General features: G+C 55.9%; 24 protein-coding genes and 3 pseudogenes. 14 read left to right on the forward strand and 13 right to left on the reverse strand.

Translation table 11 applies throughout. The features are described 5' to 3' along the window. The 3 genes from ACSSNI_RS07375 to ACSSNI_RS07385 all read left to right on the forward strand — a co-directional run bounded on the left by ACSSNI_RS07375 (window position 1) and on the right by ACSSNI_RS07385 (window position 2,978). Window positions 1-1,620, forward strand: coding sequence for an alpha-amylase family protein (locus ACSSNI_RS07375; protein WP_200636269.1), 1,620 nt, complete (start codon window positions 1-3; stop codon window positions 1,618-1,620). A 4-nt stretch (window positions 1,621-1,624) separates the two neighbouring features. After that, the gene (locus tag ACSSNI_RS07380) at window positions 1,625-2,215 is read left to right on the forward strand and encodes a 3-keto-disaccharide hydrolase (RefSeq protein WP_200636268.1); all 591 of its coding nucleotides are present in this window, start codon (window positions 1,625-1,627) and stop codon (window positions 2,213-2,215) included. Window positions 2,216-2,405: 190 nt separating this feature from the next. Further along, window positions 2,406-2,978 (forward strand): xanthine phosphoribosyltransferase, encoded by a 573-nt coding sequence (locus ACSSNI_RS07385; protein WP_200636267.1) that lies wholly within the window; start codon window positions 2,406-2,408, stop codon window positions 2,976-2,978. Window positions 2,979-3,002: 24 nt separating this feature from the next. On the opposite strand, the gene ACSSNI_RS07390 is transcribed toward ACSSNI_RS07385, so the two are convergent. From ACSSNI_RS07390 to dadA, 5 genes are all read right to left on the reverse strand, one after another. Continuing rightward, window positions 3,003-3,521, reverse strand: a complete 519-nt coding sequence (locus ACSSNI_RS07390) for a cupin domain-containing protein (protein WP_200636265.1) — start codon at window positions 3,519-3,521, stop codon at window positions 3,003-3,005. A gap of 143 nt (window positions 3,522-3,664) precedes the next feature. Beyond that, on the reverse strand, window positions 3,665-4,087 hold the full coding sequence (locus tag ACSSNI_RS07395) for a c-type cytochrome (RefSeq protein WP_102837723.1): 423 nt from the start codon (window positions 4,085-4,087) through the stop codon (window positions 3,665-3,667). Window positions 4,088-4,251: 164 nt separating this feature from the next. After that, window positions 4,252-4,800, reverse strand: a complete 549-nt coding sequence (locus ACSSNI_RS07400; RefSeq protein ID WP_102837724.1) for a cupin domain-containing protein — start codon at window positions 4,798-4,800, stop codon at window positions 4,252-4,254. 110 nt (window positions 4,801-4,910) lie between these two features. After that, entirely contained in the window at window positions 4,911-5,267 is a 357-nt protein-coding gene (locus ACSSNI_RS07405; protein WP_200636263.1) for a RidA family protein, read from the reverse strand. Next, window positions 5,242-6,540: a D-amino acid dehydrogenase gene (dadA, locus tag ACSSNI_RS07410; protein WP_200636261.1), complete on the reverse strand. Its 1,299-nt coding sequence runs from the start codon at window positions 6,538-6,540 to the stop codon at window positions 5,242-5,244. Before dadA ends, ACSSNI_RS07405 begins: the two co-directional genes overlap by 26 nt. 147 nt (window positions 6,541-6,687) lie before the next feature. On the opposite strand from dadA, the gene ACSSNI_RS07415 reads away from it, so the two are divergent. From ACSSNI_RS07415 to ACSSNI_RS07430, 4 genes and pseudogenes are all read left to right on the forward strand, one after another. Next, window positions 6,688-7,176 (forward strand): Lrp/AsnC ligand binding domain-containing protein, encoded by a 489-nt coding sequence (locus ACSSNI_RS07415; RefSeq protein ID WP_021207170.1) that lies wholly within the window; start codon window positions 6,688-6,690, stop codon window positions 7,174-7,176. Between the two features lie 77 nt (window positions 7,177-7,253). After that, window positions 7,254-8,564, forward strand: coding sequence for an NAD(P)/FAD-dependent oxidoreductase (locus tag ACSSNI_RS07420; RefSeq protein WP_200636259.1), 1,311 nt, complete (start codon window positions 7,254-7,256; stop codon window positions 8,562-8,564). A gap of 61 nt (window positions 8,565-8,625) precedes the next feature. Then, window positions 8,626-10,173: pseudogene (locus tag ACSSNI_RS07425) on the forward strand (phospholipase D family protein). A 186-nt stretch (window positions 10,174-10,359) separates the two neighbouring features. Next, a complete protein-coding gene (locus ACSSNI_RS07430; protein ID WP_148923918.1) occupies window positions 10,360-11,109 on the forward strand; it encodes a hypothetical protein in 750 nt (249 codons plus the stop codon). A gap of 11 nt (window positions 11,110-11,120) precedes the next feature. Here ACSSNI_RS07430 and ACSSNI_RS07435 read toward each other — a convergent pair whose 3' ends face one another. The 3 genes from ACSSNI_RS07435 to ACSSNI_RS07445 all read right to left on the reverse strand — a co-directional run bounded on the left by ACSSNI_RS07435 (window position 11,121) and on the right by ACSSNI_RS07445 (window position 15,059). Continuing rightward, window positions 11,121-11,645, reverse strand: a complete 525-nt coding sequence (locus tag ACSSNI_RS07435; RefSeq protein WP_200636255.1) for an Mpo1 family 2-hydroxy fatty acid dioxygenase — start codon at window positions 11,643-11,645, stop codon at window positions 11,121-11,123. A gap of 118 nt (window positions 11,646-11,763) precedes the next feature. Next, on the reverse strand, window positions 11,764-13,332 hold the full coding sequence (locus ACSSNI_RS07440; protein WP_200636253.1) for a methyl-accepting chemotaxis protein: 1,569 nt from the start codon (window positions 13,330-13,332) through the stop codon (window positions 11,764-11,766). Window positions 13,333-13,541: 209 nt separating this feature from the next. Next, window positions 13,542-15,059, reverse strand: a complete 1,518-nt coding sequence (locus ACSSNI_RS07445) for a 3-hydroxyacyl-CoA dehydrogenase (protein ID WP_200636252.1) — start codon at window positions 15,057-15,059, stop codon at window positions 13,542-13,544. A 144-nt stretch (window positions 15,060-15,203) separates the two neighbouring features. Between ACSSNI_RS07445 and ACSSNI_RS07450 the strand changes: the two genes are divergently transcribed. Further along, window positions 15,204-15,650, forward strand: a complete 447-nt coding sequence (locus ACSSNI_RS07450) for a PaaI family thioesterase (RefSeq protein WP_200636251.1) — start codon at window positions 15,204-15,206, stop codon at window positions 15,648-15,650. Next, a complete protein-coding gene (locus tag ACSSNI_RS07455) occupies window positions 15,651-16,994 on the forward strand; it encodes a hypothetical protein (RefSeq protein ID WP_200636250.1) in 1,344 nt (447 codons plus the stop codon). It begins immediately after the preceding gene. Between the two features lie 11 nt (window positions 16,995-17,005). Here ACSSNI_RS07455 and ACSSNI_RS07460 read toward each other — a convergent pair. Continuing rightward, window positions 17,006-17,257, reverse strand: a pseudogene (locus ACSSNI_RS07460) (JAB domain-containing protein); the annotation flags it as partial. Window positions 17,258-17,299: 42 nt separating this feature from the next. Between ACSSNI_RS07460 and ACSSNI_RS07465 the strand changes: the two are divergent. From ACSSNI_RS07465 to ACSSNI_RS07475, 3 genes are all read left to right on the forward strand, one after another. Beyond that, complete coding sequence (locus ACSSNI_RS07465) at window positions 17,300-18,976, forward strand: recombinase family protein (protein ID WP_241529969.1); 1,677 nt, start codon at window positions 17,300-17,302, stop codon at window positions 18,974-18,976. Between the two features lie 320 nt (window positions 18,977-19,296). Next, window positions 19,297-19,665 (forward strand): plasmid mobilization protein, encoded by a 369-nt coding sequence (locus ACSSNI_RS07470; protein ID WP_241529968.1) that lies wholly within the window; start codon window positions 19,297-19,299, stop codon window positions 19,663-19,665. Continuing rightward, window positions 19,666-21,030, forward strand: coding sequence for a relaxase/mobilization nuclease domain-containing protein (locus ACSSNI_RS07475; RefSeq protein ID WP_241529967.1), 1,365 nt, complete (start codon window positions 19,666-19,668; stop codon window positions 21,028-21,030). It begins immediately after the preceding gene. A 93-nt stretch (window positions 21,031-21,123) separates the two neighbouring features. Here ACSSNI_RS07475 and ACSSNI_RS07480 read toward each other — a convergent pair whose 3' ends face one another. From ACSSNI_RS07480 to ACSSNI_RS07495, 4 genes and pseudogenes are all read right to left on the reverse strand, one after another. Beyond that, complete coding sequence (locus tag ACSSNI_RS07480; protein ID WP_241529966.1) at window positions 21,124-21,525, reverse strand: hypothetical protein; 402 nt, start codon at window positions 21,523-21,525, stop codon at window positions 21,124-21,126. 121 nt (window positions 21,526-21,646) lie between these two features. After that, window positions 21,647-22,606, reverse strand: a complete 960-nt coding sequence (locus ACSSNI_RS07485) for a RepB family plasmid replication initiator protein (RefSeq protein WP_241529965.1) — start codon at window positions 22,604-22,606, stop codon at window positions 21,647-21,649. A 553-nt stretch (window positions 22,607-23,159) separates the two neighbouring features. Beyond that, window positions 23,160-23,519, reverse strand: a complete 360-nt coding sequence (locus tag ACSSNI_RS07490) for a hypothetical protein (RefSeq protein ID WP_241529964.1) — start codon at window positions 23,517-23,519, stop codon at window positions 23,160-23,162. A gap of 84 nt (window positions 23,520-23,603) precedes the next feature. Continuing rightward, a pseudogene (locus tag ACSSNI_RS07495) lies at window positions 23,604-24,038 on the reverse strand (UPF0758 domain-containing protein); the annotation flags it as partial. Between the two features lie 121 nt (window positions 24,039-24,159). Between ACSSNI_RS07495 and coaBC the strand changes: the two are divergent. Then, window positions 24,160-25,368 (forward strand): bifunctional phosphopantothenoylcysteine decarboxylase/phosphopantothenate--cysteine ligase CoaBC, encoded by a 1,209-nt coding sequence (gene coaBC, locus ACSSNI_RS07500; protein WP_200636249.1) that lies wholly within the window; start codon window positions 24,160-24,162, stop codon window positions 25,366-25,368. A gap of 2 nt (window positions 25,369-25,370) precedes the next feature. After that, on the forward strand, window positions 25,371-25,826 hold the full coding sequence (gene dut, locus ACSSNI_RS07505) for a dUTP diphosphatase (RefSeq protein WP_102837737.1): 456 nt from the start codon (window positions 25,371-25,373) through the stop codon (window positions 25,824-25,826). The last annotated feature ends 668 nt before the right edge of the window (window positions 25,827-26,494 follow it).

The following is a 26,494-nucleotide window of genomic DNA, read 5'->3' on the forward strand; positions in this document are numbered from 1 at the left end:
ATGCGTCCACTCTGGTATCGCAACGCGGTGATCTATCAGGTCGATCCCGCTCTGTTCCGCGACAGCAACGGCGATGGCTGCGGTGATCTGAAAGGCATCACCGAACGCCTGGACTACATCCGCGGCCTGGGTGCCACCGCGGTCTGGATCATGCCCTGCTACGCCTCGCCGTTTCTCGACGCGGGTTATGACGTCACTGATCACCTGCAGATCGCCCCGCAATTCGGCGACCTGGCCGACATGGTCGCGCTGCTGGAAAAAGCCGAAGAGCTCGGCCTGCACGTGATCGTCGAGCTGCTGGTGCAGCACACCTCCAGCGAGCACAAATGGTTTCAGGAAGCGCGCCGAGATCGCGACTCGCCCTACCGCGACTACTACATCTGGGCGGACGAGCCGGACGACTCAATGGCGCCGATCTTTCCGACCGTGGAGGACAGTATCTGGACCTGGGACGAGGAAGCCGGCCAGTACTATCGCCATCTGTTCTACAAGCACGAGCCGGACCTGGACCTGGCCAACCCGCGGGTGATCCACGAGATCGAACGGATCATGTCGTTCTGGCTGCGCCTGGGCGTCTCCGGCTTCCGTATCGACGCCGCTGTGCACATGGTGCGCCAGGCCGGCGGCGGCGATCTCGAAAAGGGTTACTGGCTGCTCGAACACATGCGCGACTTCGTCACCATGCGCCGGCCGGAGACGGTACTGCTTGGTGAGATCGACACCGACCCGGAAAAATACGTGGAGTACTTTGGCGATGAGGCCGACCGCGTCACCCTGCTGCTGGACTTCTGGACCAACAACCACCTGTTCCTGGCGCTGGCGCGGCAACAGGCCGAGCCCCTGACCCGCGCGCTCAATGGTCAGCCGCTGCCGCCCAGCCATTCGCAGTACGCACTTTGGATTCGCAATCACGACGAGCTGAGTCTTGACCGGCTGGATGAAGATGAACGCAAGGAGGTGATGGACACCTTCGCGCCCGACCCGAAGATGCGCGCCTACAATCGCGGCATCCGCCGACGCCTTGCGCCCATGCTCGACGGCGACGAGCGTCGCATCGCCGCCACCCACGCGCTGCTGTTCTCGCTGCCCGGCACGCCGATCATCCGCTACGGGGAAGAGATCGGCATGGGCGACGACATGGAGCGTCCCGAACGCCAGGCCGTAAGAACCCCCATGCAATGGTCCAACGAGCCCAACGCCGGTTTTTCCTGCACCACGGGTGAACTGGCGGCGCCGCTGATTGATGAAGGTCCGTTCAGCTTCGAGAAGGTCAACGTCTTCGCCCAGACCCTGCGCAGTGACTCATTGATGGCCCGCACCGGCAACATGATCCGCACGCGCATTGGCCTGCGCGAGATCGGCATCGGCAAACGCTCTACCGTCGAGGTCGACGACCCGGCGGTGTTTGCCATTCGCCATGACAACGGCTCGACGGTGCTTATGCTGGTCAACCTGGCGGATCAGGAAACGACGGTGACCATCGAAGCCGATGACCTGCAAGACATGGTCGACGTGCTCGCCGATTACGACTATGACCAGCCCGAAGGCTCGCCGTTAAAGATTCGACTCGGCCCGTATGGCTACCGTTGGCTGCGGCGTAAACAGCAACTGTTCGGATAAGCACATGATCGAGCGACTCGACGCGTCTCAGTGGCGCGCCTGGCACGGCGACGAATTTCCCCTTGATTGCTGGCGCGCAGCGGGCGACGAACTTCAGGCCATCGCCGGCACGCGCCGGGTCGACCTGATTTCACGAGAGCGCTACCGCGATTTTGTGCTACGTCTGGAGTTTGCCTTGCCAGTAGCCGGCAATTCCGGGCGGTTCTGTCGCGTCGAAGAAGAGGCGCAACTGAGCTGGCACAGCGGTCCGGAGATGCAATTGCTCGACGAGCGAGGCCATCCCGATGGCCGCGAGCCGATGACACGCAACGGTGCGCTGTACGGGTTACTGCGGCCTGAGCTGGAGACGCCGATCGAGCCCGAGCAGTTCATCGAGGCCGCCTTGAGTGTGCGCGACGGCGAGGTTGAGCACTGGCTGGACGGGCGACGCGTATTGCGCTATCGCCTCGATGATCCGACCTTGCATAAGCACATCGCCAACAGCAAATTCAGCGGCTATCCGCGCTTTGCCCAGGCTGCCGAAGGACATCTGGTGCTGCAACACCACGGCGAAGCGGCGCGCTTTCGCCGCCTGTCGATCGAAATAGCGGACTGAACGGTCCACTTGGACCCGCGCACCGAAATGAGCGAGAATGCGCGGCTTTCCAGGCTGCGGTAAGCCGTGATGAACGGGCGCTGGATCGAAACGAGCTGGGCGCTCGCCTCCATGGCGCAGCGCCCAACTGGTTTTCGGCGCCCCGATTCATTAGGCAAACCCGGCCGCTCACGCTTGAGGTAGCGCGTTCGTGGAACAGCTGAAACAGAAGATCCGCAATGAAGGCATCGTACTTTCCGACCGCGTACTCAAGGTCGATGCTTTCCTGAACCATCAGATCGACCCCGTGCTGATGCAGCAGATTGGCCAGGAATTTGCGCGCCGGTTCCGCGATGAGAAGATCACCAAGATCGTCACGATCGAAGCTTCGGGCATCGCGCCGGCGATCATGGCAGGCCTGGAGCTGGGCGTACCAGTTATCTTTGCCCGCAAGCATCAGTCCCTGACCCTGACCGATCACTTGCTGACCGCCTCGGTGTACTCCTTCACCAAACAGGTCGAGAGCACCATCGCGATCTCCACCAATCACCTGTCGCCCAACGACCGGGTGCTGATCATCGACGACTTTCTCGCCAACGGCAAAGCGGCCAAGGGTTTGATTTCGATCATTCAGCAGGCGGGCGCGAGCATCGCCGGGCTTGGCATCGTCATCGAGAAGTCGTTTCAGGCGGGCCGTCAGGAACTGGAAGAAGCGGGCTTCCGCGTCGAGTCCCTGGCTCGCGTGGCCGCCCTCAGCGACGGTCAGGTGGTATTCGTCGAGTAAGCGCCCCGCGCTGCTTCGTGCGGCTTACTCCTTACGCCACAGATCAACCAGCGCGCCCTGCGTGCCAGCTACCGGATCGCTTACCGGTACGCTGACCCGCTGTGCGCGCGCTTGCGCTTCGTCATGACTGCCTTCATCCGGCCGCAGCATGTCGTATCGCTGCTCTAGCGGGTAGCCGCCGACCACTTCGAAGTCATCACTGGCGCTGAGCTGGCAATGGCCGGTCCCGGCTGGCAGCACCAGCGCATCGCCAGCACGCACCTCGACTTCCTGCCCCTGTTCGCCGCCGAGCATCAACCGCGCCGAACCACAGGAAACTCCAAGCACCTCGTGCGCAGTGGAATGGTAGTGATGGTAGTCATACACGCCGGCACGCCATTGGGCCGGCCACAGATGGCTGTTGAACAGATTTTCGAACGCGCCGGCGTAGTCGTTTCCGGCCAGCGGCAACTGCCGGTACACCAGCACCGGATGCGAGCTGTTTGGCGTACGACCGTCACTGGAAAAGTGCAGCTGCTCGGGTTGCGGGGCGGAACTGGGCATGGGCACCTCATCTGCTTGCCTGGACCAGCAATCGGCTTGGCCCAGGGAACGGGTTTCAAGATTCGACCCGCTGCGGCGCAGCTTTTCTCCCCTCCAGACACGACAAAGCCGCCCGAAGGCGGCTCAATCTGACCGGCTGAAGCTTAGAGGCCGGACATCTGCTTGATTGCAGCCATCAGCTCGTCATCCGAGCAGCTGGCGCAAGTGCCTTTCGGCGGCATGGCGTTGATGCCGGTGATGGCGTTGGCCAACAGCGCATCCAGACCGCCCTTCTCATCAGCACGCACTTGCCAGGCAGCCGTATCGCCGACTTTTGGCGAGTTCAGCAGACCGGTGCCGTGGCAGGCATTGCAGAACTTGCCGACCACTTCTTCAGCGCTAAGGCCACCGCCGCCAGCGGCAGCAGCAGCCGGACCGGCCGCAGCGCACTCTTCACCTTGAATACAAACCTCGCCCACCGGCTTCAGGCGCTCGGCGATGTCGTCGTTGGTCGCAGCCTGAGCGCTCACTGCCCACAGGGCCAGTACGGCAGTCTGTGCTACCAGGATCTTCTTAATCAGGTTCACCTTATACCCTCATGTGGCTAGACACGCCCGCGGCCACGGTATCGCGAGCGGCGGTCAGTATAACGGCAAGCCATGCCCGCCGAAACAATACGAAAGGCCCTGTCATCCCCAGCGACGCTTTGTCGCATAGAGCGTCTGACAAAGGCATGGGCCAGCGGTACCGGCTAGAAGTTGGCCGGCGTGGTGGCACTGATCAGCTTCGCCGGCGCGTCAAACGGGTTATGAAAGCGATGCGGCTTGCTGCTCTCGAAGTAATAGCTGTCGCCTGTTTCCAATAGATAGGTCTGGCCGCTCACCGTTAGCTCCAGGCGCCCCTCGACCAGCATGCCGGCTTCTTCGCCCTGGTGCGCCAGCATGTCGGTGCCGGTATCGGCGCCAGGCGGGTAGGTTTCGGCAAGAAAGGCGATCGCGCGCCCCGGATGTGCCTTGCCCACAAGCCTCATGCTGATAGCGCCGTCGGAAATATCGATCAGCTCCCCAGCCTTGTAGACCACCTGGGTATCGCTGTCCTGCTCAAAATCAGGGGAGAAAAACTCGACCAGCGACATCGGGATGCCGCTCAGCACCTTCTTCAGCGAACTGATCGACGGGCTGACACTGTTTTTCTCGATCATGGAAATCGTGCTGTTGGTAACGCCCGCACGTTTGGCGAGTTCACGCTGGGACAAACCCTTGAGCTTGCGGATGGTTTGCAGTCGAACACCGACGTCCAATACGGGAGCCCCCAATAAGAGCGATTGCTGAGGGCGCTATGATGGCGAGGGCGTTCAGTATTTTCAACACAACGGGACGAAATGACAGGTCGTGCCGTGCAGCGATCCGGTTATGCCGGCAGCGCAACCACCACTGACAGTTCGACCAGGATCTCCGGCTCGCACAACTTGGCCTCGACCGTGGCCCTGGCCGGGGCGACGCCCTCTGGCAACCATTGATCCCAGACGGCGTTCATGCCGGCAAAATCGGCATCGATGTCTTTCAGATAAATAGTCACCGATAGGATGTGCTGCTTATCGGTACCCGCCTGCCGCAAAAGGCGTTCGATGTTGTCGAGCGTCTCGCGGGTCTGCTGCTCGACTCCCGCGCTCATGTCCTCACCCACCTGACCGGCCAGATAGACCGTGTTGCCGTGAATGACGATCTGACTCATGCGAGCGTTAGTGTGCAGGCGCTGTATGGGCATGCTTGTGCGATTCCTTGTTGGTGCCGTAGCGGGAAATATCGAGGCCGTCGGTACTGATCTGCGTGCGCTTTCTCGCCAGCATATCGGCCAGCAAGCGGCCAGAACCACATGCCATGGTCCAGCCAAGAGTACCGTGCCCAGTGTTCAGATACAGGTTGCGATAGCTTGTACCACCGATGATTGGCGTGCCGTCCGGCGTGGCCGGGCGCAGGCCGGTCCAGAGTTCGGCAGTGGAGGGATCGCCGCCCTGTGGAAACAGATCGCCGACAACCATTTCCAGGGTCTCGCGACGCCGCGGATTGAGCGAAAGATCGTGGCCAGCAATTTCGGCCATACCGCCAACCCGTATGCGTTGATCGAAGCGGGTGATGGCGACTTTGTAGGTCTCGTCGAGCACGGTTGAAACTGGCGCCATCGCAGAGTCGCTGATCGGCACGGTCAACGAATAACCCTTGAGCGGATACACCGGCGCGCGAATGCCGAGCGGCTTGAGCATCTGCGGGCTGTAGCTGCCCAGCGCCAGCACGTAGCGATCAGCCGTTTCCAGCTTGCCATCGATCCAGACGCCTTCGAGCCGGTCACCCTCGAATTGCAGCCGCTGAATGTCCTGATTGAAGCGAAACTCGACGCCCAACTCGCGGGCCATTGCGGCGAGTTTGGTGGTGAACATCTGACAATCGCCGGTCTGATCGTTAGGCAGGCGAAGCGCGCCACTGAGCTTGTCCGAAACCCTGGCCAGCGCCGGTTCGGCCCGCGCAATGCCGGCGCGATCGAGCAGTTCATAGGGCACGCCAGACGCCTGCAGCACGGCGATGTCCTTGGCGGCGTTATCCAGCTGGGCCTGGGTGCGGAACAGCTGGGTCGTGCCGCATTGCCGGCCTTCGTAATCGATACCGGTTTCTGCACGCAGCTCGTCGAGGCAATCGCGACTGTATTCGGACAGCCGAACCATGCGCTCCTTGTTCACCGCATAGCGCGCCGCCGTGCAGTTGCGCAGCATCTGCGCCATCCACAGGTATTGCTGGGTATCGCCGGTGAGCTTGATGGCGAGCGGCGCATGGCGCTGCATCAGCCACTTCATGGCTTTCAGGGGTACACCGGGCGCGGCCCAGGGTGACGCATAGCCAGGGGAGACCTGGCCGGCATTGGCAAAGCTCGTTTCCATCGCCACGGCTGGCTGACGATCGACTACCACGACCTCGAAGCCCGCTCGCGCCAGATAGTAGGCACTGGTGGTGCCAATCACGCCGCTACCCATCACCAGAACACGCATCGCCGCCTCCCACCCGTGCTACCGGGCTTTTTCTAATCACTGTTACTGCGGAGTATAGAAAGCGGCGTGCAGTGGATTTCGCTATATAAACGGCTATATTTGCGATTTATTCACGCCATAAACGGCGACAACAGAGGCGATACGCCTATGCGGACCAAGCACCAGACCCGCCGCGAACTGGACAAGATCGACCGGCAAATCCTTCGCTTGCTACAGGCTGAAGGGCGCATGCCGTTTACCGAACTGGGCGAGCGCATCGGTCTGTCCACCACGCCATGCACCGAGCGCGTCAGGCGCCTGGAGCGGGAAGGCATTATCATGGGCTACACCGCGAGGCTGAATCCTCAGCATCTGAAGGGCGGGTTGCTGGTATTCGTGGAGATCAGCCTGGCCTATAAGTCAGGCGACATCTTCGAGGAGTTCCGCCGTGCCGTGCTGAAACTGCCGCATGTGCTTGAGTGCCACCTGGTGTCAGGCGATTTCGACTACCTGATCAAGGCCCGGATCTCGGAAATGGCGTCGTATCGCAAACTGCTAGGTGACATCCTGCTCAAACTGCCGCATGTGCGCGAATCCAAGAGTTACATCGTCATGGAAGAGGTAAAGGAGTCCCTGGAACTGCCCGTGCCGGATTGACCCGAAGCGCTACGCTTTTGCCCAGCGGCACCTGTCCGGTCTACCCTTCAGCCAGGCAAACCGTCCAAGGCTCAACCATGACAAACCGCCACTCGGCCTCCAATTCCCACGATCACGCCGCGTCCTACTACGCCGCCACTGCCAATCAGCCGCTTGAGTTCGCGCCCTTGCAAGGCGAACAGAGCGCCGACGTCTGCATCGTCGGCGGTGGCTTCAGCGGCCTCAACACCGCCATCGAACTGGCCGAACGCGGGTTTTCCGTGGTGTTACTGGAAGCCCATCGCATCGGCTGGGGCGCCAGCGGCCGCAACGGCGGGCAGCTGATTCGGGGCGTCGGGCACGACGTTGAGCAGTTTCAGCCGGTGCTGGGTGACAGGGGGGTAGACGATCTCAAGCGCATGGGTTTTGAAGCGGTAGACATCGTGCGCGAGCGCATCGAGCGTTACGCCATTCAATGCGACCTGACCTGGGGCTACTGCGATCTTGCAACGAAACAGCGTCACCTTGACGGCTTCGAAGCGGATTACGCCGATCTTCAGCGCCTGGGCTACCCGCATCCGTTAAGACGGGTACCAAAGGAGGCCATGCGCGAGGTCATCGGCTCCGATCGCTATGTGGGCGGCCTGATCGACATGGGCTCGGGCCATCTTCATCCACTCAACCTGGCACTGGGCGAAGCGGCTGCGGCGCAGTCGCTCGGGGTCCGGCTCTACGAGCGATCCGCGGTTAAACGGATCGACTATGGCCCGCAGGTCCGCGTGCATACAGCGCAGGGCAGCGTGCGCGCCGACCAGCTCGTGCTGGCCGGCAATGCTTACCTGGGTTCGCTGAACAAATCGCTGGCCGGCAAGGTGCTACCCGCCGGCAGTTACATCATCGCCACTGAGCCGCTGCCTGAAGAGGTCAGACAGGAATTGCTGCCGCAGAATATGGCTGTCTGCGATCAACGCGTGGCGCTGGATTACTTCCGCCTGTCGGCCGACAGCCGACTGCTATTTGGCGGCGCCTGCCACTACTCCGGACGCGACCCAAAGGACATCGCCGCCTACATGCAGCCAAAGATGCTTGAGGTGTTCCCCCGCCTGCGTAATACCCGCATCGATTTCCAGTGGGGCGGGATGATTGGGATTGGCGCCAACCGCCTTCCTCAGATCGGGCGACTGCCAGACCAACCAAACGTGTACTTCGCCCAGGCCTATGCCGGGCATGGCCTGAACGCCACGCATCTGGCCGGGCGCCTGTTGGCCGAAGCCATCAGCGGACAGCTCGAGGGGCGCTTCGACCTGTTCTCCCGCGTGCCACACCCGACCTTCCCTGGCGGTCAGCGACTGCGCTCACCGCTCCTTGCCCTGGGCATGCTCTGGCATCGGCTTAAAGACGAGTTCTGAATTTCGCCGTTGCGCTGGCGTCCAATCTGTCGAGGAAACATAACAATCGACAGGAGTGAACTTGCGCATGCGCCTGCTACTTGTGGCAGTGCTGTTGCTGGCTGGCTGTGCCGGCCAGATTACGCCCACCCCTACGTCTTATGCGCTGCCCGCTCAGGATTCGGTTCTGGCCCAGCGAGTCGAGGCGCTGGCAGCAGCGCAGCCTGCGGGCACCTCCGGATTTCGCCTGCTGTCCGACAGCGCCGAAGCCTTTGCGGCGCGCATGCAGATGATTCGTCAGGCCAGGACAAGCCTCGATGTGCAGTATTACATCGTCCACGATGGGCTCAGCACCCGAGCGCTTATAGAAGAAGTCCTGCGCGCCGCCGACCGTGGCGTCAGGGTGCGCCTGCTGCTCGATGACACCACCAGCGATGGCAGCGATTATCAGATCGCCACTCTGGCAGCACACCCGAACATCCTGATCCGCGTGTTCAATCCGCTGCATATCGGCCGCAGCACCTTGATTACCCGCTCGCTGGGTCGGCTGCTCAACCTCTCCCAGCAACATCGACGCATGCACAACAAGCTGATGCTTGCCGACGGCAGCCTGGCCATTATCGGCGGGCGCAACCTGGGCGACGAATACTTCGATGCCGACCAGAGTTTCAACTTCACCGATATCGACCTGCTCGCCGCCGGCCCCGTCGCCGAGCAGCTGGTGGTCAGCTTCGACCAGTACTGGAACCATTCGCTGAGCGTGCCGATCCAGCAGTTCTTGCGCCATCCCCCCAGCAAAGCGGACCTGGAGCTGGCCCGCCGCGATATCACTGATTATCTGCAGGCTGAACGACGCAAGAACTAGCGCCGCTATCAGCACCTGATGAGTGAGCTGCAGCCCCGGCCTAGTCACTGGCTGAGCGATCTCATCTGGGCACCTGGCGAAGCGCTCTGGGATCACCCTGACAAGATTGAAGCGCCCGGCATCCCCGATGAAAGCCTGCTGCTGACCACTCAGCTTCAGCCCAGCATGGATGGGGTTCGACGATCCCTGACGTTGATCTCGGCCTACTTCGTACCCACCGAGCAAGGCGCTGACTACCTGGCAGAACACGCCAGTAACGGCGTTGCAGTACGGATTCTGACAAATTCCCTCGAAGCCACCGACGTGCCCGCCGTGCATGGTGGTTATGCGCCCTATCGCGCCGAGCTGCTGAAAGCGGGGGTAAGACTGTACGAACTGCGCCGACAACCGGACCAGGAGACTCGCTTCAGCATCACTGGCGATTCCGAATCCAGCCTGCACAGCAAAGCTGCTGTGTTCGATAAGGAGAAGGTCTTCCTCGGCTCGCTGAACTTTGATCCCCGCTCAGTGTTGTGGAACACCGAGGTGGGCATCCTTATCGACAGCTCCGAACTGGCCAGCGAGGTGCACAAGCTCACGCAGCAGGGTACTTCGCCCGCCGTGAGCTATGAAGTGCGACTGATCGAGCGAAACGGCGATGCGCGGTTGATTTGGATCGCTGAGGATGACGGGCAACGAAAGGTGCTACTGCACGAACCGGGCGGCGCATGGCGACGGTTCAATGCCTGGTTCAGCCGAGTGATTGGACTGGAGCGGATGCTCTGATACTGCAATAAGCGCAAGGGGTTTCGTGTCACTTCCGCCAATCTTGCCGCGCAAATGGCCGTCCCCGCAGAATTAATCCCTTTGTGTGATACCAGAGCGCCACCCCTTGGCTAGGCTACCGAACCTATGCCGTGCTGGTTCTACAGCCTGGCACCTGCTTCTATAAAAATAAAAAGGGAGCGCAACATGACTCATCGCAAGTGGCTATGGATGGTGGTTTTGCTGGCGTGCTGGTTTCCAGCGCTGCTTAATCCTGCCCACGCTCAGACCTTCACCGCGCTGGAAAGCATGCAGATCCATGCCAACCGCGCCACCAGCAGCCTGTTGCTCTATCGAGGTGAAGGCTTCCAGAAAGCGCACCTGGCCCGAATGGAGAGCGACCTCAAGTCGCTAGCTGAAACGGTCGACAGCTTTCCCGGCGCCCGCAATGACCTGCACCAATTGCATCAGGTCCTGCAGACAACGCTGCGTGAAGGCGCAAGCTTCGGCCGTGAAGAGGACGACATGCCCTGGGGCTGGCCGTTGCAGATGAGCAAGGCGCTACGCGATTTCCTGACGGCGGTGCGCAGCCAGCAAGGCGCCGACGTGCGTGCCGAGCTTCCGGCCAAAGTGGAATACCTTACCGTTCAGTACCTGAGCCGCGCCTATGTCGGCTCGTTCGAAACCGCACGCGAACAGCCGGACACCTACCTCGGTCAGGACGAGCGCCGCCTCGTACCGTCGATCGACGAGCAACTGGCGGCGCTGGACGGCAAATCGAATGCGGCCATCGCCAAGTTGAAGACGCGTTGGGAATTTCTCAAGGTCGCGCTCGAAGACATGAACAGCGGTAACAACAGCTTCAACACCGCCTCAGGCCGCGCCTTCGCCCCGATCATGGTTGATCGCCACGCTCGCAGCCTCAGCAACCAGTGGATGGCGCTCGCGCCCGACTGAGCGCTCACCGTTCACGCATCAGCCGGCTGCTGCCGCAGCTGCACAGGGCCAACCCGCGCCTCGATAGCGTGGCGCAGGGGCTCGCGCAGACCGAGCATGAAGCCCAGTTCTGCCGCCACGAACAGCGGCCCGATAATCAGCCCGGTCAGGTCGTCGACAAATGCGGGCTTGCGCCCTTCGAAGTAGTGGCCGATGAACTGAATGATCCAGCCGAGCACGAACAAACCGGCCCCGGCGGTCAGCCATAGTGTTGTCGACTGCTGGGCAAGCGCTGCGCCGACCCACACGCAGAGCAGCAGCACCGCCCCCATCAGCACGCCGAAGCGCAGGTCCAGCCGCAGGTAGAACAGTGTCGAGATTAATGCGACCAGCGCAACCGGGCTGAGCCAAAGTTCGAACACCTCCAGACCTGGTCGCGATAGCAGCACCGCGACAGCCAGGACGATCATCGGAATGCCGATGAAATGGCTGAGCAGGTTGCGCGGGTCTCGGTGATAGGCCGCGTACTGGGCAAGGTGGTCGGTGAGCGTTTTCATGGCGGACTCCGGATAGCCTGACTGGCAAGCTTAGTCAGCTTGGCGGGAAGCCGCGCGGCTTCCGCCGGTCATTGAGTGCCAAAGGCCACGGCGCTTGTGCCAAACACGCCGCGTTCCGCTAGGGCTCCGGACGGTAGCCCAATCGCAGACCACCCCACTGGCGCCCGCCAACCATGATCGGCACCGAGAGGTCATGCATCAGCTCGCCGGTATCACGGCTGTAGGTCTGCAACAGCACCTTGCGCTCGTGGCTGCCGCAGCGCGCTCCGGTGCGGTCATTGAACAGGCGTTTGCTGCGGCTCTTGACCTTGTCGATCTCAGGGTCGCCCACCGGCGGCTGGCTAAAAGCACGGTTGTGGGTCGGAACGTAGCCGTCGGGCGTGGTGGCGATGGCGTAAACCAACGCCTCGCTACGCGCGAGCAAGGGCTCCTGAATCGCAGGTAGTACCTCGTCGGCATAGCGATCGAAGCGGGTGTTGTAACGAATCGGGTTGGTGCCCGGCTGCGCCCGGTAATTGCGGTCGAACAGATCGTCGAGAGTCAAGCGCCCGGCTTGCAGGTCCGCCTCGAAACGCGCACCGATGGCCGCCGCGCCTTCGCGCGCCAGGTCGAAAACGTTCTGATGGTAGGCATCCAGCTGGACCTCCGCGAGCTGCTCGCTGACCGTTTCCGCCTGCTCGACGAGCTTCTCTGCCGCCTGTTCGAGCTGGCGCGTCTGGGTCTCGCTCTCCAGTGCGTCGCCACGCAACTGCTCTAGCGCGACGAACAACTGCGCCAGTCGCTCATGATTGCTTGCCGTGCCGGCCGCGATCTCCGCCACCTGGGTTTCGACATTGCCAGCCAGATCAGCAATTCCGCTCAGCTGAGTACCCGTCCCTGCGATCTGAGCGGCGGCCTCGTCCAGTTCACTGGCCTGCTTCTGAATATGGCTGACCACCGCGCCACTTTGCTCACGGATATCGCTGACCATCCGACCGACCTCTTCGGTAGCACTACTGGTGCGTCCGGCCAGGTTGCGCACCTCATCAGCGACCACGGCAAAGCCACGCCCGGCTTCACCGGCGCGCGCGGCTTCGATCGCGGCATTGAGCGCAAGCAGATTGGTCTGGCTGGCGATGGATTGAATCACCTCGGTGATCTGACGGATCTCTTCGGTACGGGCCGAGAGCCCATCAAGCAGTTCGCGGCTGGCCTCGGTCTGTGCGCTGAGTTGCTGCATACGTTCGATAGCGTGTTGGAGCTCAATACGGCCGGTATCACTGCTGCGCCGCACGGCCTCGGCCGCCTCTAAGGCCTGCCGCGCTCGGACAGCGCTGTCCTGCTCCGTCGCGGTCATCGCCTCGGCGCCATTGGCAATCTCGCTGACCGCGACCAGCTGCGACTGTAGCCGTGCCGCCAGTTGTTCAGCACTGAACGACACCTGAGCGGCCGACAGCGCGTTATGGCAGGTATGCCGCGAGAGACTCTTGCTCAGCGCAGCGGAGCTCAGCTCGCTGGCGTCTTCTGCAATCGGGGCTTTTGCCGCTGTGCGCCACGGACCCAGCCAGGGCCAAAGGGCCAGTAGCAGAACTGAAATCGCCGTCAGATAGAACGGCAGCTCCATCCAGCCATGAAACAGCAGCAATCCCAACAGAGCCGCCGCGTGCAACAGGCAGGCCCTGGGGTGTAGGCGGAAGGTTGGGCGCATCGGTGGCCTCTTGTTTTCATCCGGTAAAAAGGCGTTGTACCACCTCTGCCAACAAAGAACATTGTCCCTTGGTGGCACATGGCCTTGCCGAGCACGGCACGATTGCGCAACCCCAGCAATCGTCCGGCGCGGCAGACTTACCGGTTTAGCGGCTGGATGCAGCCAACCTTAAGCGGCGCTTAGTCTGAACTTGCGCTCAGGCGTTCGCCTTAGCGCGCCTGATCCGGCACCGTCAGCGGCAGACCGAGCTGCACCCGGCGCCGCAACCAAGGGCTTGGGCGATAGCGCGGTTCCTGCCCGTAGCAGCGCTGCATGCCCTCGAGAATGGTCAGGATTCGGGCCGGGTTGTAGTGCGCGGCAAACCCCAGCGGACCCTTTGGATAGCCGAGGGCCACCGTTACAGCGCGGTCGAGTGTCTCCGGAGAGGCAATGCCCTTCTGAGCGATCTCGCACCCCAGATTGACGATACTGGCCACGATGCGCTGACTGACGAAGCCCGGCGAGTCGTTGATGACTTCTACGGGCACACCGTCGGCCCCTAACGCCTGACGTGCCTGCGCCTCCAGCCCCGGATCGAGCGCAGGCTGACGCATCAGCACGCGGCGTCTGTCGAGGTCGCTGAACGGGTCCAGCGCAATGGTGCGCACCGCGGGCAGCGCCAGCCGCTCGATGCAATGGCTGGCATCCTCACCCAGCGGCGTGATCAGGCAGATTGCCTGGTCCGAAGGCTCGGCACCGTCCTCCAGCACCGCGCCTGCCTGTTGCAGGACTGAGCCAACCTGGCTGCGCAGCGCGGGCTCGATACTGTCCAGCCAGAACGGTCGGTCAATGGTCACCAGCTCGTAGCGGGGCTCCGGCGAGCGGATCTGCTGCCCTTCTTCGTAGCGATAGAAGCCCTGGCCGGTCTTGCGTCCGAGCAACCCGGCCGCCACCCGCTGGGCAGCGAGATAGGACGGGGTGTAGCGCGGGTCGTAGTAGAACTGGTCATGCACCGACTCCATCACCGCATGGGATATGTCCAGCCCGGTCAGATCGAACAACTCGAACGGGCCCATTCGAAACCCTGGGCCGTCACGCAGGATGCGGTCGATCTGTTCTGGCGTGGCGATACCCTCGCTGAGAATCCGCTGCGCCTCGGTGCCATAAGCGCGTCCGGCGTGGTTGACCAGAAAACCGGGGGTGTCCGGGGTGATGGCGGGAAAGTGCCCCGCGTGCTCGGCCAGTTGCACCAGCCGCTCGATCACCGACGGATCAGTCCGTTCACCGCGAACCACCTCGACCAGCTTCATCAGCGTCACCGGGTTGAAGAAGTGGTAACCCGCCACTCGCTCGGGCCGCTTGCAGGCACTGGCGATGCGGGTGACTGACAGCGACGAGGTGTTGGTCGCGAGGACGGCATCGGCAGCGATCAAGCCTTCTAGCTCGACGAACAGACTCTGCTTGGCTTCCAGGTTTTCCACGATGGCTTCGATCAGGAGGTCGCAGCCGGACAGTTCGGCCAGCTGATGCGCCGGCTGCATGCGCTCAAGGATTGCTGTCAGCTCATCGGCACTCATGCGCCCCTTGGCTACGCTGCGCTCGAGCAGCTCGCGATTAAACTGCAAGGCCTGGTCGATGGTTTCGGGGCGACTGTCGTAGAGCCAGACCTGCTGGCCAGCGCTGGCGAAAAGCTGCGCGATGCCGCGCCCCATAGCGCCGGCGCCGATGATGCCGATACGAGAAAACATGGAAACCTCCTTAATAGAGATGGCGTTGCAAAGCGACCGCTTTAACTCAATCTTTATTTCGCACTGCGAAACGTTATTCCATCCAATTGACCACGAGCCTAAAGACTGCCAGTCTCCTTAGCAAGCCATCCGTGATCGAACGCCATGTCCGCAACCGACTACTCACCTGACCAACTGCTGCAGGTCCACGCCTCCGTTACCGGCTTCTTCCAGGACATCGGCTGCGAGCTGCTGGCTTATGGCCCTGAGCACGCCACCCTCGCCCTGGATCTGCTGCCACGCCATCTGAACAATGCCAGCAACATGCACGGCGGCGTCATGGCGACCTTGATGGATGTCGCCATGGGCTTGTGCGGCACCTGGGAAGCCGACCCGGCCGACCGCCGGGTGGCATTGACGCTGTCGATGAACATCAATTTCAGCAGCGCAGCCGCAGCAGGGAGTCGCGTCAGAGCCCAAGCCAAATGTCGTTCGTCTGGGCATAAGGTGTTCATGGCCAGCTGCGACTTGCTGGATGAACAGGATCGGCTGATCGCGTTCGGCGAAGGCGTGTTCAAGCGTGGCGCTCTTCGCCGGGAGCTGCCCGCCTAGATGACCGCACTATTGCCACTGGCTCTATTGTTCGAGCTGTTGGCGCTGATAACCCGAATCCAGCCGCTGAGCGTGATCAGCGGCGCCCTGCTGGGCCTGTTCTTCGTCTGGCACTGGCGCTCGCTGATGCCCTATCCGCGGCGCCTCGGAATGTTCACCGCGGCGCTACTCGGGTACTGGCTGCTTTCAGGGGAAGCAAGCTGGCAGCAGGGCGCGCGCATATTGTCGTCGGCCGCCTACTACGCAGCCTTTATCGGCGCGCTGGGCCTGATGCATTGCCTCGTCAAGCGTCTGCACCAACTCAGCGAGCTGCATCGCCTGCTGCTGGCAGGCCCGCGGGCGTGGCTCTACCCAGGCTATCTGCTGAGCACCTTCGCGATCAGCTCGGTGCTCAGTTTCGGCATGCTTAACCTGATATGCGGCTCGCTGGAAAATCACCTTGAGCGCCGCCCCTACAACGACACTCAGCGACGCGAAGGCCGCCGTGGGGTAATGGTTACCGCCTTGCGCGGATTCGCGCTGGTGCCCTTGCTCGCGCCGACCAGCGTTGCGGTGGCGATCCTGACCCGCGAACTCCCAGGCCTCAGCTGGAGCACGCTGCTTCCCTTCGGGCTGCTTGGCGGGCTGCTCCTGCTGCTGTTCGGATGGCCAGCCGAGAACCGACGCTTGCAACAGCTGGCCGATGCCCCTGACGCCAACTTCGGCACACAAACACAGCAGCCCGGCGGTCGCGTGGGTGGATTGCTGATCGGCAGCCTGATCGGTATCAGCCTGATCGCCCTGCTGGCAGCGCTGACTTGGCTGTCCGCCACCCAAGCAGCCATGTTGCTGGTACCAAGCGCCGTCATCCTTATCCTGCTCTGGCAGCGGATCGCGCCGCGCCAGGTGTTCCGCGAGGTAAGCGAAACACTCATCGGCATGCGCAACGAGACGTTCATTTTTGCCAGCTCAGCATTGCTCGCCGGCCTGGTAGCCGCCGTGTTACCGGTGCATCACCTGGCGGATCAGCTGGGAAACACCCCACTGATATTGTTCGGGCTGGGTGCGGTCGGTGCCCTGTCAGTCATGGCGATGGCGCTGCTCGGCGTCGCACCACTGATATCGCTAAACGTGTGCGCAGCCTTGTTGGCACAGCTGGCGAGCCAGGGCTTGGCGGTAACGCAGCCGGCCGTGGCGCTGCTGTTCGGTTTTTCGCTGGCGATGCTGCTCTCGCCCTACGGCCCCTCAGCGGTATTACTGGCGCGCCACGCGCAGCTCTCGCCCTGGCGCATCGCCGTCGGCTGGAACGGCCGCTTCGTCCTTAGCGTCTTGGTCCCGTTGCTGCTGATACCGCTGCTGGCCTGAACATGGCTGGCTCACATCCAGCCATATTCGGCCATGGACAGCGGCTCGCCATCGCCGACGATGAAATGATCGAGCACCCGCACATCGATCAGCCCGAGCGCATCGCTGAGCCTGCGCGTCAGTTGCCGATCAGCCTGGCTCGGTTCGGCCACGCCCGAGGGATGATTGTGGGCCAGAATGACCGCTGCGGCATTGTGCGCCAGCGCGCGCTTGACCACTTGACGGGGATACACACTGGCCCCGTCGATGGTGCCGTGAAACAACGGTGTAGTAGTATCTAATAAAACCGTTAGAGACTTGCAGCAATGCCCAAAGCCTACGCCTATGTTAGATGGTCAACCGCCGAGCAAGGCGGTTTGGACAGAGACAGCCACACACGCCAAACCACACCACTTGGAGCCTTCACGGCTACCACTGGCGTAGAGGTGGTTGAAACTATCATTGATAAGGGTGTTAGTGCCTTTCGTGGTGCTAACGCTCGCATAGGTCAATTGAAAGGCTTGTTGGATAGGATTGAGAGTGGGGAAATTGAGTCCGGTGATTACATCATCGTTGAGTCAATCGACCGTCTAACACGCCAAAGGCTGAATGATTCCGTTGAACTGATCCAATCTATTTTACGTAAAGGTGTGCGGATTCATACCGCTATTGATAATAAAACCTATTCTTATGATGATCCGAATCGTGATTTAGAAACATTGTTAATGGTCGGTGTGATTGCGAAGCGAGCACACGAAGAATCCGACACAAAATCAAAACGCTTAAAATCTTCTTGGATTAAAAAGAGAAATGCAGCAGAAACTAAAATCATTAGAAAGCAATGTCCTTATGGCTTTGCTTATGATGATAAAGAAGAACGATTTGTAATTGTTGAAGATGAAGCAAACGAAATTAGAACTATTTTTGAACGATTGAAATATGTCGGAATCTTGGAAGCAATCAAGGAAGTAAATAAAACATCGAAACGAAAATGGACAAGAAAACACATTGATGAATTGATTAAGACTAAAAGTCCTATTGGTGTTTTGGCTCTTCAAAGAAGAGAAGATGATGGCGAAGGCCGTATCTTTGATAGATATATCCCTAATTATTATCCAAAGATTGTAGATGAAAACACTTTTGAAACAGCAGTTGCAGCAATCAAAAAACGCTTCAATGAAAGGAAAAGTGGGCGCAGAGCACCAAACAACTACAACATATTTAGGCATTGCATTAAATGCGATGACCACGATGTTGGGATGTTTTTTAATCTCCAAGGCTTGGGTAAAGAGAAGAAACGTTATGCTTATTTAGTTTGTTCAAACAGAGCAGAACGAGTTTGCGAGTGCGGCAATAGAATTAGATTTGAATTGGCTTTTGGGATATTCCTTTGCGCTATTCAACAAATGTATGAAAATCGTTATATAGATGAACGAACAGAGAAAAAGAGAAAAGATTTCACTTGGTTTAGTGATAAGGACTATGCGAGTTTTGATAATTTTAATAATGCGTTTGGCAAGTTTTTTGCGGCAAAAGATAACAGCAAACAGAAAGAAGAAATAAGATCAAAGCAAACAGAACTGCTCATTGAAAAAAATTCTTTATCTATGCTTGACGCTTCGCTTGCTCAATTCGATGGAATTATTCCAAAAACATTTATTCAACGGATTGCAAATAGTGAAGCAAAAATTGCAGAACTTGAAAAAGAAATTGTAAATCTTGAAGGTGATTTGATTGTTGAAGCAGAAGTATTAGAAGCAACAACACCCAAAGAAATAATAGAACTATATCAAACAGAGATTGGAAGAATGAAATTGAACTCATTCTTTATAAATCGTGGAATCCTATTTTTTATCAATTTCGATAAAGAAGTCGGAACGGTCATCCTAACTATAAAATTGAAGGATGAGCCAGATTTTAAATTATCTGTATGGCATAAATTTCCAGAAAAATCTCCATTGGCAGAGTTTGGTATTGATGACTTATCTAACATCATAAAATAGATAATCGAACTATAAAGGGCTGGCATTTATGCTGGCCTTTTTATTTCCGCTTTTTTGCTATACGTTTTGCTATACATCCCCGCTATACATTTTAAAAATTAGTTTGCTATACATATTGAAACTTATAATTTATATGATACAAATATAGATATAGGTTTCTTTTTCTATAGGCAAGCAATGGGATTGTATAGCAAATAACTGGCGTTATTTCCTACCGTAAAAATTCCTTCGGACATTTTCACTTACTATCCCTGCTTGATTTTCTTCACTTCGTTTGAAAACAAAAGGAGCCAACTACTAACTAATTATGAGGTAATGATATGGCAAAAAAAGATATTCAATTAAATGTTCGAGTTTCTAAAGAAGCAAAACAACTGATTGCGGATAATGCAAAACTGTTGGGTATGAAACAGGGGGAGTATATAGAAACGATTGCGCGAAAAGGCCTTAATCAAGTCGTAGAGATTAACAATCCATCATTAATGAATCGCTATGATGAAATTGAACAAGCACTGGATAAGGTAGGGATAAATATTAACCAAATAGCTAAATATCTAAACGGTGGAAACAATCCAAACTCAAAAATGGAAGCAACATTTTCAAATGTTGTGAAAGTCTTCAATAACTTACATATAAGGCTTGAAAAGTGTCAGGATAAGAAAATTATATTCAACAACCAAGAGGAATAAATGATTAGAGAAAAATTAAGCACTCAAAAGAGTAGAATAGAAACACAAAACACTTTGGCATATACAATTAAAAAGGCCGTATTGGTTGAAAGTAATCGTTGCCAAATTGGAACTAATCAAGAGTTTGTAGAGTTTCTTTCAAAGAAGTTCGATAAGGCTTGCAAGGGAAAACAGGAAAATACTTCTTTTCACGAAACCCTATCGTTTCATACCTCAGACAATATCACACCCGAAAAAGCCCTTGAAATAGCCAAAGAACTTTATGGAGATACGATTGGTTTAAACCGTGAGCACTCTTTCGCCGTTCATAACGATACGGACGAATTACATATCCATTTTATTTGGGCGCCAAGAGACTTTAACAACAAAATATATTATCAAAAAGATGACTATCGAATCATAGAAATGAAGCTAACTGAACTTGAATTAAAACATAATCTTTATCTGGTTGAAAACAGAAAGCTATTAAAGCCTGACCTTGAAACTCAACCAAGTAAATCAAAGAAAGAGCAAGCACTTGAGCAACGCGGCATTAAAACCATTAAGAAGCAGTTCAGAGAAGACGTAAATAATGCTTTAAGCAAGAGCAGAACTACAACAAATTTCTTTGGTCATCTGCACGATAACGGCTATTCAATTAGCCCAAACGGTAAAACCGCATATTCAATTAGCAAAGACGGGAATACATTCAAGGCGTCTGAATTTGGCGTTTCCTATGTCTCATTAAAAAAGAAACTTGAAGAGCAACACGATTTTACAGAGCTATTAGAACATTACAAAAACAAAGAAAAGCCAAAAGATATTGAAGCCTTTATAGCTACAGCTAGAAAAGTGGATTTTCTTACTAAGAGCAAATACCAAACAACTTTAGTGAAGCATTTCTCTCCAATTTTGGAAAATGAAAAGGTTGAGTATTACTATAAGAACTCCAGCAATAGAAAAGCGTTTGAATATTACAAAGACCCGTCAAAAGTCTCTTTCAGTGATTTGTCCAATCAATCTATAAGGGCGGGTTTACAAAGACTTACTCAAGATATTAAGGAGCCTGGAGCTTTGCATTGCTCTGGACCAGAACACGCTAAAAAAAGAATGTGGCTTGAGTTTAAAATGATGAACCTTGAAGCCAAAGGTTTTACGTTGAGCGGATACGAACCATCGCCAGCAGATTTAAAGGAATTGGAACAACGTAAGGCAGATTATGCGGCTATAGATAAGAAATGGAAGAAGACACCTGAAGGACCTATACAGCCCGTTCCTGTCATTTCTGAACCTACCCCACCGGAAGAACCTGAAACACCGCAGAACGTGCCACAACCGCAGCCAGAGCCACCCAAGAGACGTAGACGAAGTGTCTATTGCCCATAAAATCGAGCCTTATAAAGGCTCTTTTTTTGTTGAACAATCTTAGGTTAAAGGATATATCTCGGAAGCTAATAACATCGGCCAAAAAAAACACCGTTAGGTGCTTTCTCTTAATTCCTGCTTTAGTTTGGCTTTTAATTCTATAGCGTCTTTATCTATTTGTATTTTGGCCATAGCCCATTGCTCAATATATATTTGCTGATGGCGTTCAACTAATGACAAAACCAAGCCATCTAAATTGGCTTGTTTTTCTTTGTTTCCAGCTTCAGCAAATGAACCAATTAAGTAATTATTGCTAATTGATTTACCTTCAGTGAATCCGGCGATTAATTTCTTTGCCAGACTTGAAGTTAATTTGAATGCTGGATACTCCAACATTTCAATCATTTTGACAAAATCAATTAGAAATAAAGCCTTTTGTTTTCTCTTATATCCGCTGATTTGTCCGCCTATCCAGCCTTTTATCTCTGCTTGATTTTTAAGATTTGATTTCTCCATAAGTTTCTCCGTTGTTAGTTATAACATAACATCGAATAAACTATTGTCAAGGGTTCGAAGATATATCCGTTAAGCTAATGTTGACGGGCAAAATAAAGAGCCTTTTAAGGCTCTTGTTGTTTTAAAATGGTAAATCATCATCTTCTTCTTCGATTGCTTCAGCTTCTGGCCTTTTAAATCCCCAGTTGAGCTTTGTCTTCTTTTCCTTCACTTCTTCTGTTATTCCTTTAACTTCACCATTCATTCCTATATCTGAAACTTCACTTCTCTTGTATTCTTGATTTTTGAACGGCTTATGCTTGTTGACATTGACTGATATTGACACGGTTTTTCTACAAGCTTTGTTCTCGAAGAACTCAACAATCAATCCTTTATCTTCGAGTGCTTTATTGGCTTTTCTAACATTGAATAGAAACTTCTTATCCTCTACTTCTTCGCATTGAAGTCTTACCTTTAGCAACTCAACGCTGTATGTGTTAAGGGTGTTCGCATTGTTTGTTGTATAGAAAAGATAAAGCGCCTTTTCATATTCAGTTGATAGCTCGTTGTATTTATCACGAAGAACATTGTAAATAGCATTGCTATCGGCAATAAAAAAGTTTTTGTATTTATCACTTACTTGAATATCTACAGTTTTTGTTTCTCTGTTAACAACCGCATCATTCAGCAATCCGCAAATAAAGGTTTCTGGCCCTTTTTTGAAAGAGACAGTTAACACTTTAAGTTTACGTAAAGATTCATCTATCTTATCAACGTATCCAAACCTATTTGTTTTAGATACGTTCATAAAATCGAACAACTCATCAAGGCTAAAACTAAAACGCTCGGATTGAATTGTATTTGCTTTTATTGTTAAGAAAAGGAAAAGATTGAAATCAATATCTAGGCTAAGTTGATAAGTATCAATCTTGATGTCTTCGTATTGAGCAATACGCCCTATTCTTAACTGTAAGAACGCATTCTTCCTTTGTTTAATATTAAATACCGGAAGAGACAAAAGAGCCTTGGTGACAGATATAAAATGGTCCTGAACAAATAACTTCTTATCTGTATATCTAATTCTTACAAATGCTTTCCCCATTGGTTCCTCACAATTATTAATCTATACAATATTTATAACATTAAAATATTGAAAGTCAATTGATATGCTTATTTAAACTTGGAACCTATTATTTTACCCTTAAACTAATCAAGCTCCTTATTAGAACCCAGAACCGAAAATATACAATATATAACAATAAATATGGAATATTATTAGAACCCGGAACCGAAATTATTACAACTCGGAACCGAACATACACCCAAGGCCAGTATTTATGCGGGTTTGAAAAGTTAAAAGGATTATAAAAGTATGTTGAAATCGAAAACGGGGTTTTCTCATTCAAACACAAGCAAAAGCATTCTGAGAAAAATGCGAATAAAATTCGCAAAGTTTTAAGAGCGAAGCGAATAAAACGCAAAACGAAGTTTTATTTTTCGTAGAAAAGTCGTAGCAATAGGAAGTCAAAAACGACTATGTAAGTTAGAGAAATGTAGAAAATTTATAGAAATGAGTCAAAAGCCTATGCCCTACGGGCTTGCTGGAATAATCATAAAAGCCAGCGCCAGACAATTTATTAATGCGATTTGTCAATTCAGCATTCGCTGAGGATAATATCCTTGAGTAGATTTAGCTTATCTTTCAAGAACTCAGCAAAATACTCACTGATAAGTTTTTTATTCAGCAAATATGGGCATAGCATTTCAATGCGAGTGATAATTTCAATCGCCTCGAGTTTTTTCCCTAAGCTGGTTAGAATTTTAATTTTTTCTAACGCGATATGGAGAGCACATTCCTCAACGTTCCGACTAGAATCCCAACAACAATCTAGAAACTCTTCTAGCTCTCCGCCCCTATCCATTTCCGTATGCGAGACAGGAATTCGGTAGTCGTGCTTCAACGCCATAAAAACATTTTCCGCGAATTTGTTTCTATCGTCTGAATAGCTGTTCATAAACTCATCCCTAGCTTGAACGGTCTCGCATTATACAAAAACAGCACAGAAAAAAGGGATATATTATTTATTAGTAAACGCTAGACCGCTGAAAAGCACCTCGAAAGCCAGCACCCTGTGTTTGGAGTCAAGAAACAGACAGCCGAAGAGTTCGTGCGGCTCATGCCGCAGGCGTGCCTTGAGGTAATCGCGCACGGCCTGCGGGCTTTCCAGCGCCGAATCCCGCCGGATGCGCTCCGCCAGGTGTCGCCTCGCCATTTCCAGCACGGCTTGCAGCTGAGCAAATTTGGCCGGCCCCAAGCCCAGGTGCTCACTGAACTGGACGAGATCACTTTCCAGTAAAGCCCGCAGACTGCCGAACTCATTGAGTAGATGCCGCGCCAGATCCACCGCGCTTTTCCCGGCCACGCCGGTGCGCAGGAATATGGCTAACAGCTCCGCATCGGACAGGGCCGCTGCACCCTGCTCCAACAGCTTTTCCCGCGGCCGTTCCGCCGCTGGCCAGTCACGAATGCTCATGTCACCTCCATGTCGAGCGAGCCCCTCGTCCTCTGAGGGCGCTGTGCTATCTTAGCGGCCTTTTATCCACGGCAACCGGCCTTCGCCGGAACCAGTTCTCACCCCGTTACAAGGCAGGCCTATGCAGCGGCTTTATCGTAAACGCATCGTCCTGGGCGTCGGCGGCGGCATCGCCGCTTACAAGAGCGCGGAGCTGGTACGCCGGCTACGCGACCAGGGCGCCGAAGTGCGCGTCGTGATGACCAGCGGCGGTCGTGAATTCATTACGCCGCTAACCCTCCAGGCCCTGTCCGGCCATCCTGTACATATGGATCTGCTCGACCCTGCTGCCGAAGCAGCCATGGGGCATATCGAGCTGGCGCGCTGGGCCGATCTGGTACTGGTGGCGCCCGCAACTGCCGACTTGATGGCACGCCTGGCTCAGGGTGTCGCCAACGACCTGTTGACCACCCTCGTGCTCGCGACCAACGCACCGGTAGCCCTGGCGCCCGCAATGAATCAGGCCATGTGGGCTGATCCTGCCACCCAAGCCAACCGCGCACTGCTGGAGCAGCGAGGGATCCGCCTGTTCGGCCCCGCATCCGGCAGCCAGGCCTGCGGCGATGTGGGCCTCGGCCGCATGCTCGAAGCGGATGATCTGGCTCAGGCGGCTGCTGATTGCTTCAAACGCAGTCTGCTGACCGGAAAGCATCTTTTGATTACTGCCGGCCCGACTCAGGAAAACATCGATCCGGTGCGCTACATCACCAATCACAGCTCCGGGAAGATGGGGTTCGCCCTGGCCGAGGCCGCCGCCGAAGCCGGTGCACGCGTAACCCTGGTCGCCGGTCCGGTGTTTCTGCCAACCCCCGACCGCGTTCAACGCATCGACGTGGTCAGCGCCCGGGACATGCTTGCCGCGTGCGAAGCAGCGATGCCGTGCGATCTGTTCATTGCCGCCGCAGCGGTTGCCGACTATCGGCCAGAAGTGGTCGCACCGCACAAATTGAAAAAAGACCCAACCAAGGGCGACGGCCTGCTTCTGCAGATGGTCCGCAACCCCGACATCCTTGCCACGCTGGCCGGGCGGGCAGACCGACCTTTCAGCGTCGGCTTCGCGGCCGAGACGGAAAACCTGCTGGAGTACGCCACGCGCAAACTGCGGGACAAGAACCTCGACCTCATCGTGGCCAACGATGTCGCCAACCCGAGCATTGGCTTCAACAGCGAAGAAAACGCCGTCACGGTGATTGACCGCCAGCAACACGAAACCCGCTTCAGCCAAGCCAGCAAGGGACATATCGCTCGCCAGCTGATCGCCTTTATCGCCGACCGTTACCATCAGGCCTGACCATGCACAAACTTCAAGCGAAGATTCTCGACCCCCGTCTTGGCAAGGATTTCCCGCTGCCTGAGTACGCCACCAGCGGCTCTGCCGGACTCGATCTACGCGCCATGCTGCAAGCCGATACGACACTGGAGCCTGGGCAGACCTTGCTGATCCCTACCGGCCTGTCCATTCATATTGCCGACCCAAACCTCGCGGCGCTGGTCCTGCCGCGCTCTGGCCTAGGCCACAAGCATGGCATCGTGCTGGGCAATCTCGTCGGCCTGATCGACTCCGACTACCAAGGCGAGCTGATGGTCTCCTGCTGGAACCGCGGCCAGACCAGCTTCAACATAGCCATAGGAGAACGCATCGCCCAACTGATGCTGGTCCCGGTGATCCAGGCGCAGTTCGAACTGGTAAATGAGTTCGACAACAGTGAGCGTGGCGCCGGCGGCTTCGGCCACTCGGGCAGCCACTGAGATAGTTCTCGCCTTTTTTCAGGACGAACCGAGGGGCTCCATGAAACTCTTCAAGCGCACCGCCGAGGACGACACCGTTCTCAATCCTGCCGATGCCGCCGCACCCCGCCCGCGCCGAAGCGTCGGCCTTAAGACCCTCGCACCCGGCCTGATCCCAGGACTGCTGGGCCTTGTGGTGGCGGGAGCGTTGCTTTGGACTGCCCAACAGAGCAGTCAACAGCAGCAAGCCAGCGCGCTTGCCGAGGCATGGGGCCAAAGTCAGGCTTCGGCGATCAATCAGGCCCTGCGCCAACTGGCCGAAGACACGCGCGCCGCCGCCAGCGATCCGCAATTGCTCGAGGCGCTGCGCAGCGAACAGCCGCAGCAGATACGAGCCGCCGAACGTGAGCTGAACTACCGGGACGGCGTCATCGATGCTCACCTCAGCCTTCGCGGCCAAGCGCGAACGGATGTCGGCCGGCCCGGGCCCCTGAATTTTGCCGCGCTGGATATGCTGCAGCGCGCCGAAAATGGGCAAACGCCCGCTACCGAAGCGTTCAAGGTTGGGTCACGCTGGCTGCTCTACAGCGCCGCCGCATTGCGCGCGAGCCCTGAGCAGCCGGTTCAGGGCACACTGCTGCTGGTCACCAGCCTGGAACGGTTCCTGGCGACCCTGCCGCAGCTGCCAA

This window comes from Stutzerimonas tianxiuensis, from assembly GCF_053470365.1.

Coding starts and splice junctions, on each gene's coding strand:
- ACSSNI_RS07375 (WP_200636269.1), top strand. CDS start 1: ATGCGTCCACTCTGGTATCGCAACGCGGTGATCTATCAGGTCGATCCC.
- ACSSNI_RS07380 (WP_200636268.1), top strand. CDS start 1,625: ATGATCGAGCGACTCGACGCGTCTCAGTGGCGCGCCTGGCACGGCGAC.
- ACSSNI_RS07390 (WP_200636265.1), bottom strand. CDS start 3,521: ATGCCCAGTTCCGCCCCGCAACCCGAGCAGCTGCACTTTTCCAGTGAC.
- ACSSNI_RS07405 (WP_200636263.1), bottom strand. CDS start 5,267: ATGCCCATACAGCGCCTGCACACTAACGCTCGCATGAGTCAGATCGTC.
- dadA (WP_200636261.1), bottom strand. CDS start 6,540: ATGCGTGTTCTGGTGATGGGTAGCGGCGTGATTGGCACCACCAGTGCC.
- ACSSNI_RS07415 (WP_021207170.1), top strand. CDS start 6,688: ATGCGGACCAAGCACCAGACCCGCCGCGAACTGGACAAGATCGACCGG.
- ACSSNI_RS07420 (WP_200636259.1), top strand. CDS start 7,254: ATGACAAACCGCCACTCGGCCTCCAATTCCCACGATCACGCCGCGTCC.
- ACSSNI_RS07430 (WP_148923918.1), top strand. CDS start 10,360: ATGACTCATCGCAAGTGGCTATGGATGGTGGTTTTGCTGGCGTGCTGG.
- ACSSNI_RS07435 (WP_200636255.1), bottom strand. CDS start 11,645: ATGAAAACGCTCACCGACCACCTTGCCCAGTACGCGGCCTATCACCGA.
- ACSSNI_RS07440 (WP_200636253.1), bottom strand. CDS start 13,332: ATGCGCCCAACCTTCCGCCTACACCCCAGGGCCTGCCTGTTGCACGCG.
- ACSSNI_RS07445 (WP_200636252.1), bottom strand. CDS start 15,059: ATGTTTTCTCGTATCGGCATCATCGGCGCCGGCGCTATGGGGCGCGGC.
- ACSSNI_RS07450 (WP_200636251.1), top strand. CDS start 15,204: ATGTCCGCAACCGACTACTCACCTGACCAACTGCTGCAGGTCCACGCC.
- ACSSNI_RS07455 (WP_200636250.1), top strand. CDS start 15,651: ATGACCGCACTATTGCCACTGGCTCTATTGTTCGAGCTGTTGGCGCTG.
- ACSSNI_RS07465 (WP_241529969.1), top strand. CDS start 17,300: ATGCCCAAAGCCTACGCCTATGTTAGATGGTCAACCGCCGAGCAAGGC.
- ACSSNI_RS07470 (WP_241529968.1), top strand. CDS start 19,297: ATGGCAAAAAAAGATATTCAATTAAATGTTCGAGTTTCTAAAGAAGCA.
- ACSSNI_RS07475 (WP_241529967.1), top strand. CDS start 19,666: ATGATTAGAGAAAAATTAAGCACTCAAAAGAGTAGAATAGAAACACAA.
- ACSSNI_RS07480 (WP_241529966.1), bottom strand. CDS start 21,525: ATGGAGAAATCAAATCTTAAAAATCAAGCAGAGATAAAAGGCTGGATA.
- ACSSNI_RS07485 (WP_241529965.1), bottom strand. CDS start 22,606: ATGGGGAAAGCATTTGTAAGAATTAGATATACAGATAAGAAGTTATTT.
- ACSSNI_RS07490 (WP_241529964.1), bottom strand. CDS start 23,519: ATGAACAGCTATTCAGACGATAGAAACAAATTCGCGGAAAATGTTTTT.
- coaBC (WP_200636249.1), top strand. CDS start 24,160: ATGCAGCGGCTTTATCGTAAACGCATCGTCCTGGGCGTCGGCGGCGGC.
- dut (WP_102837737.1), top strand. CDS start 25,371: ATGCACAAACTTCAAGCGAAGATTCTCGACCCCCGTCTTGGCAAGGAT.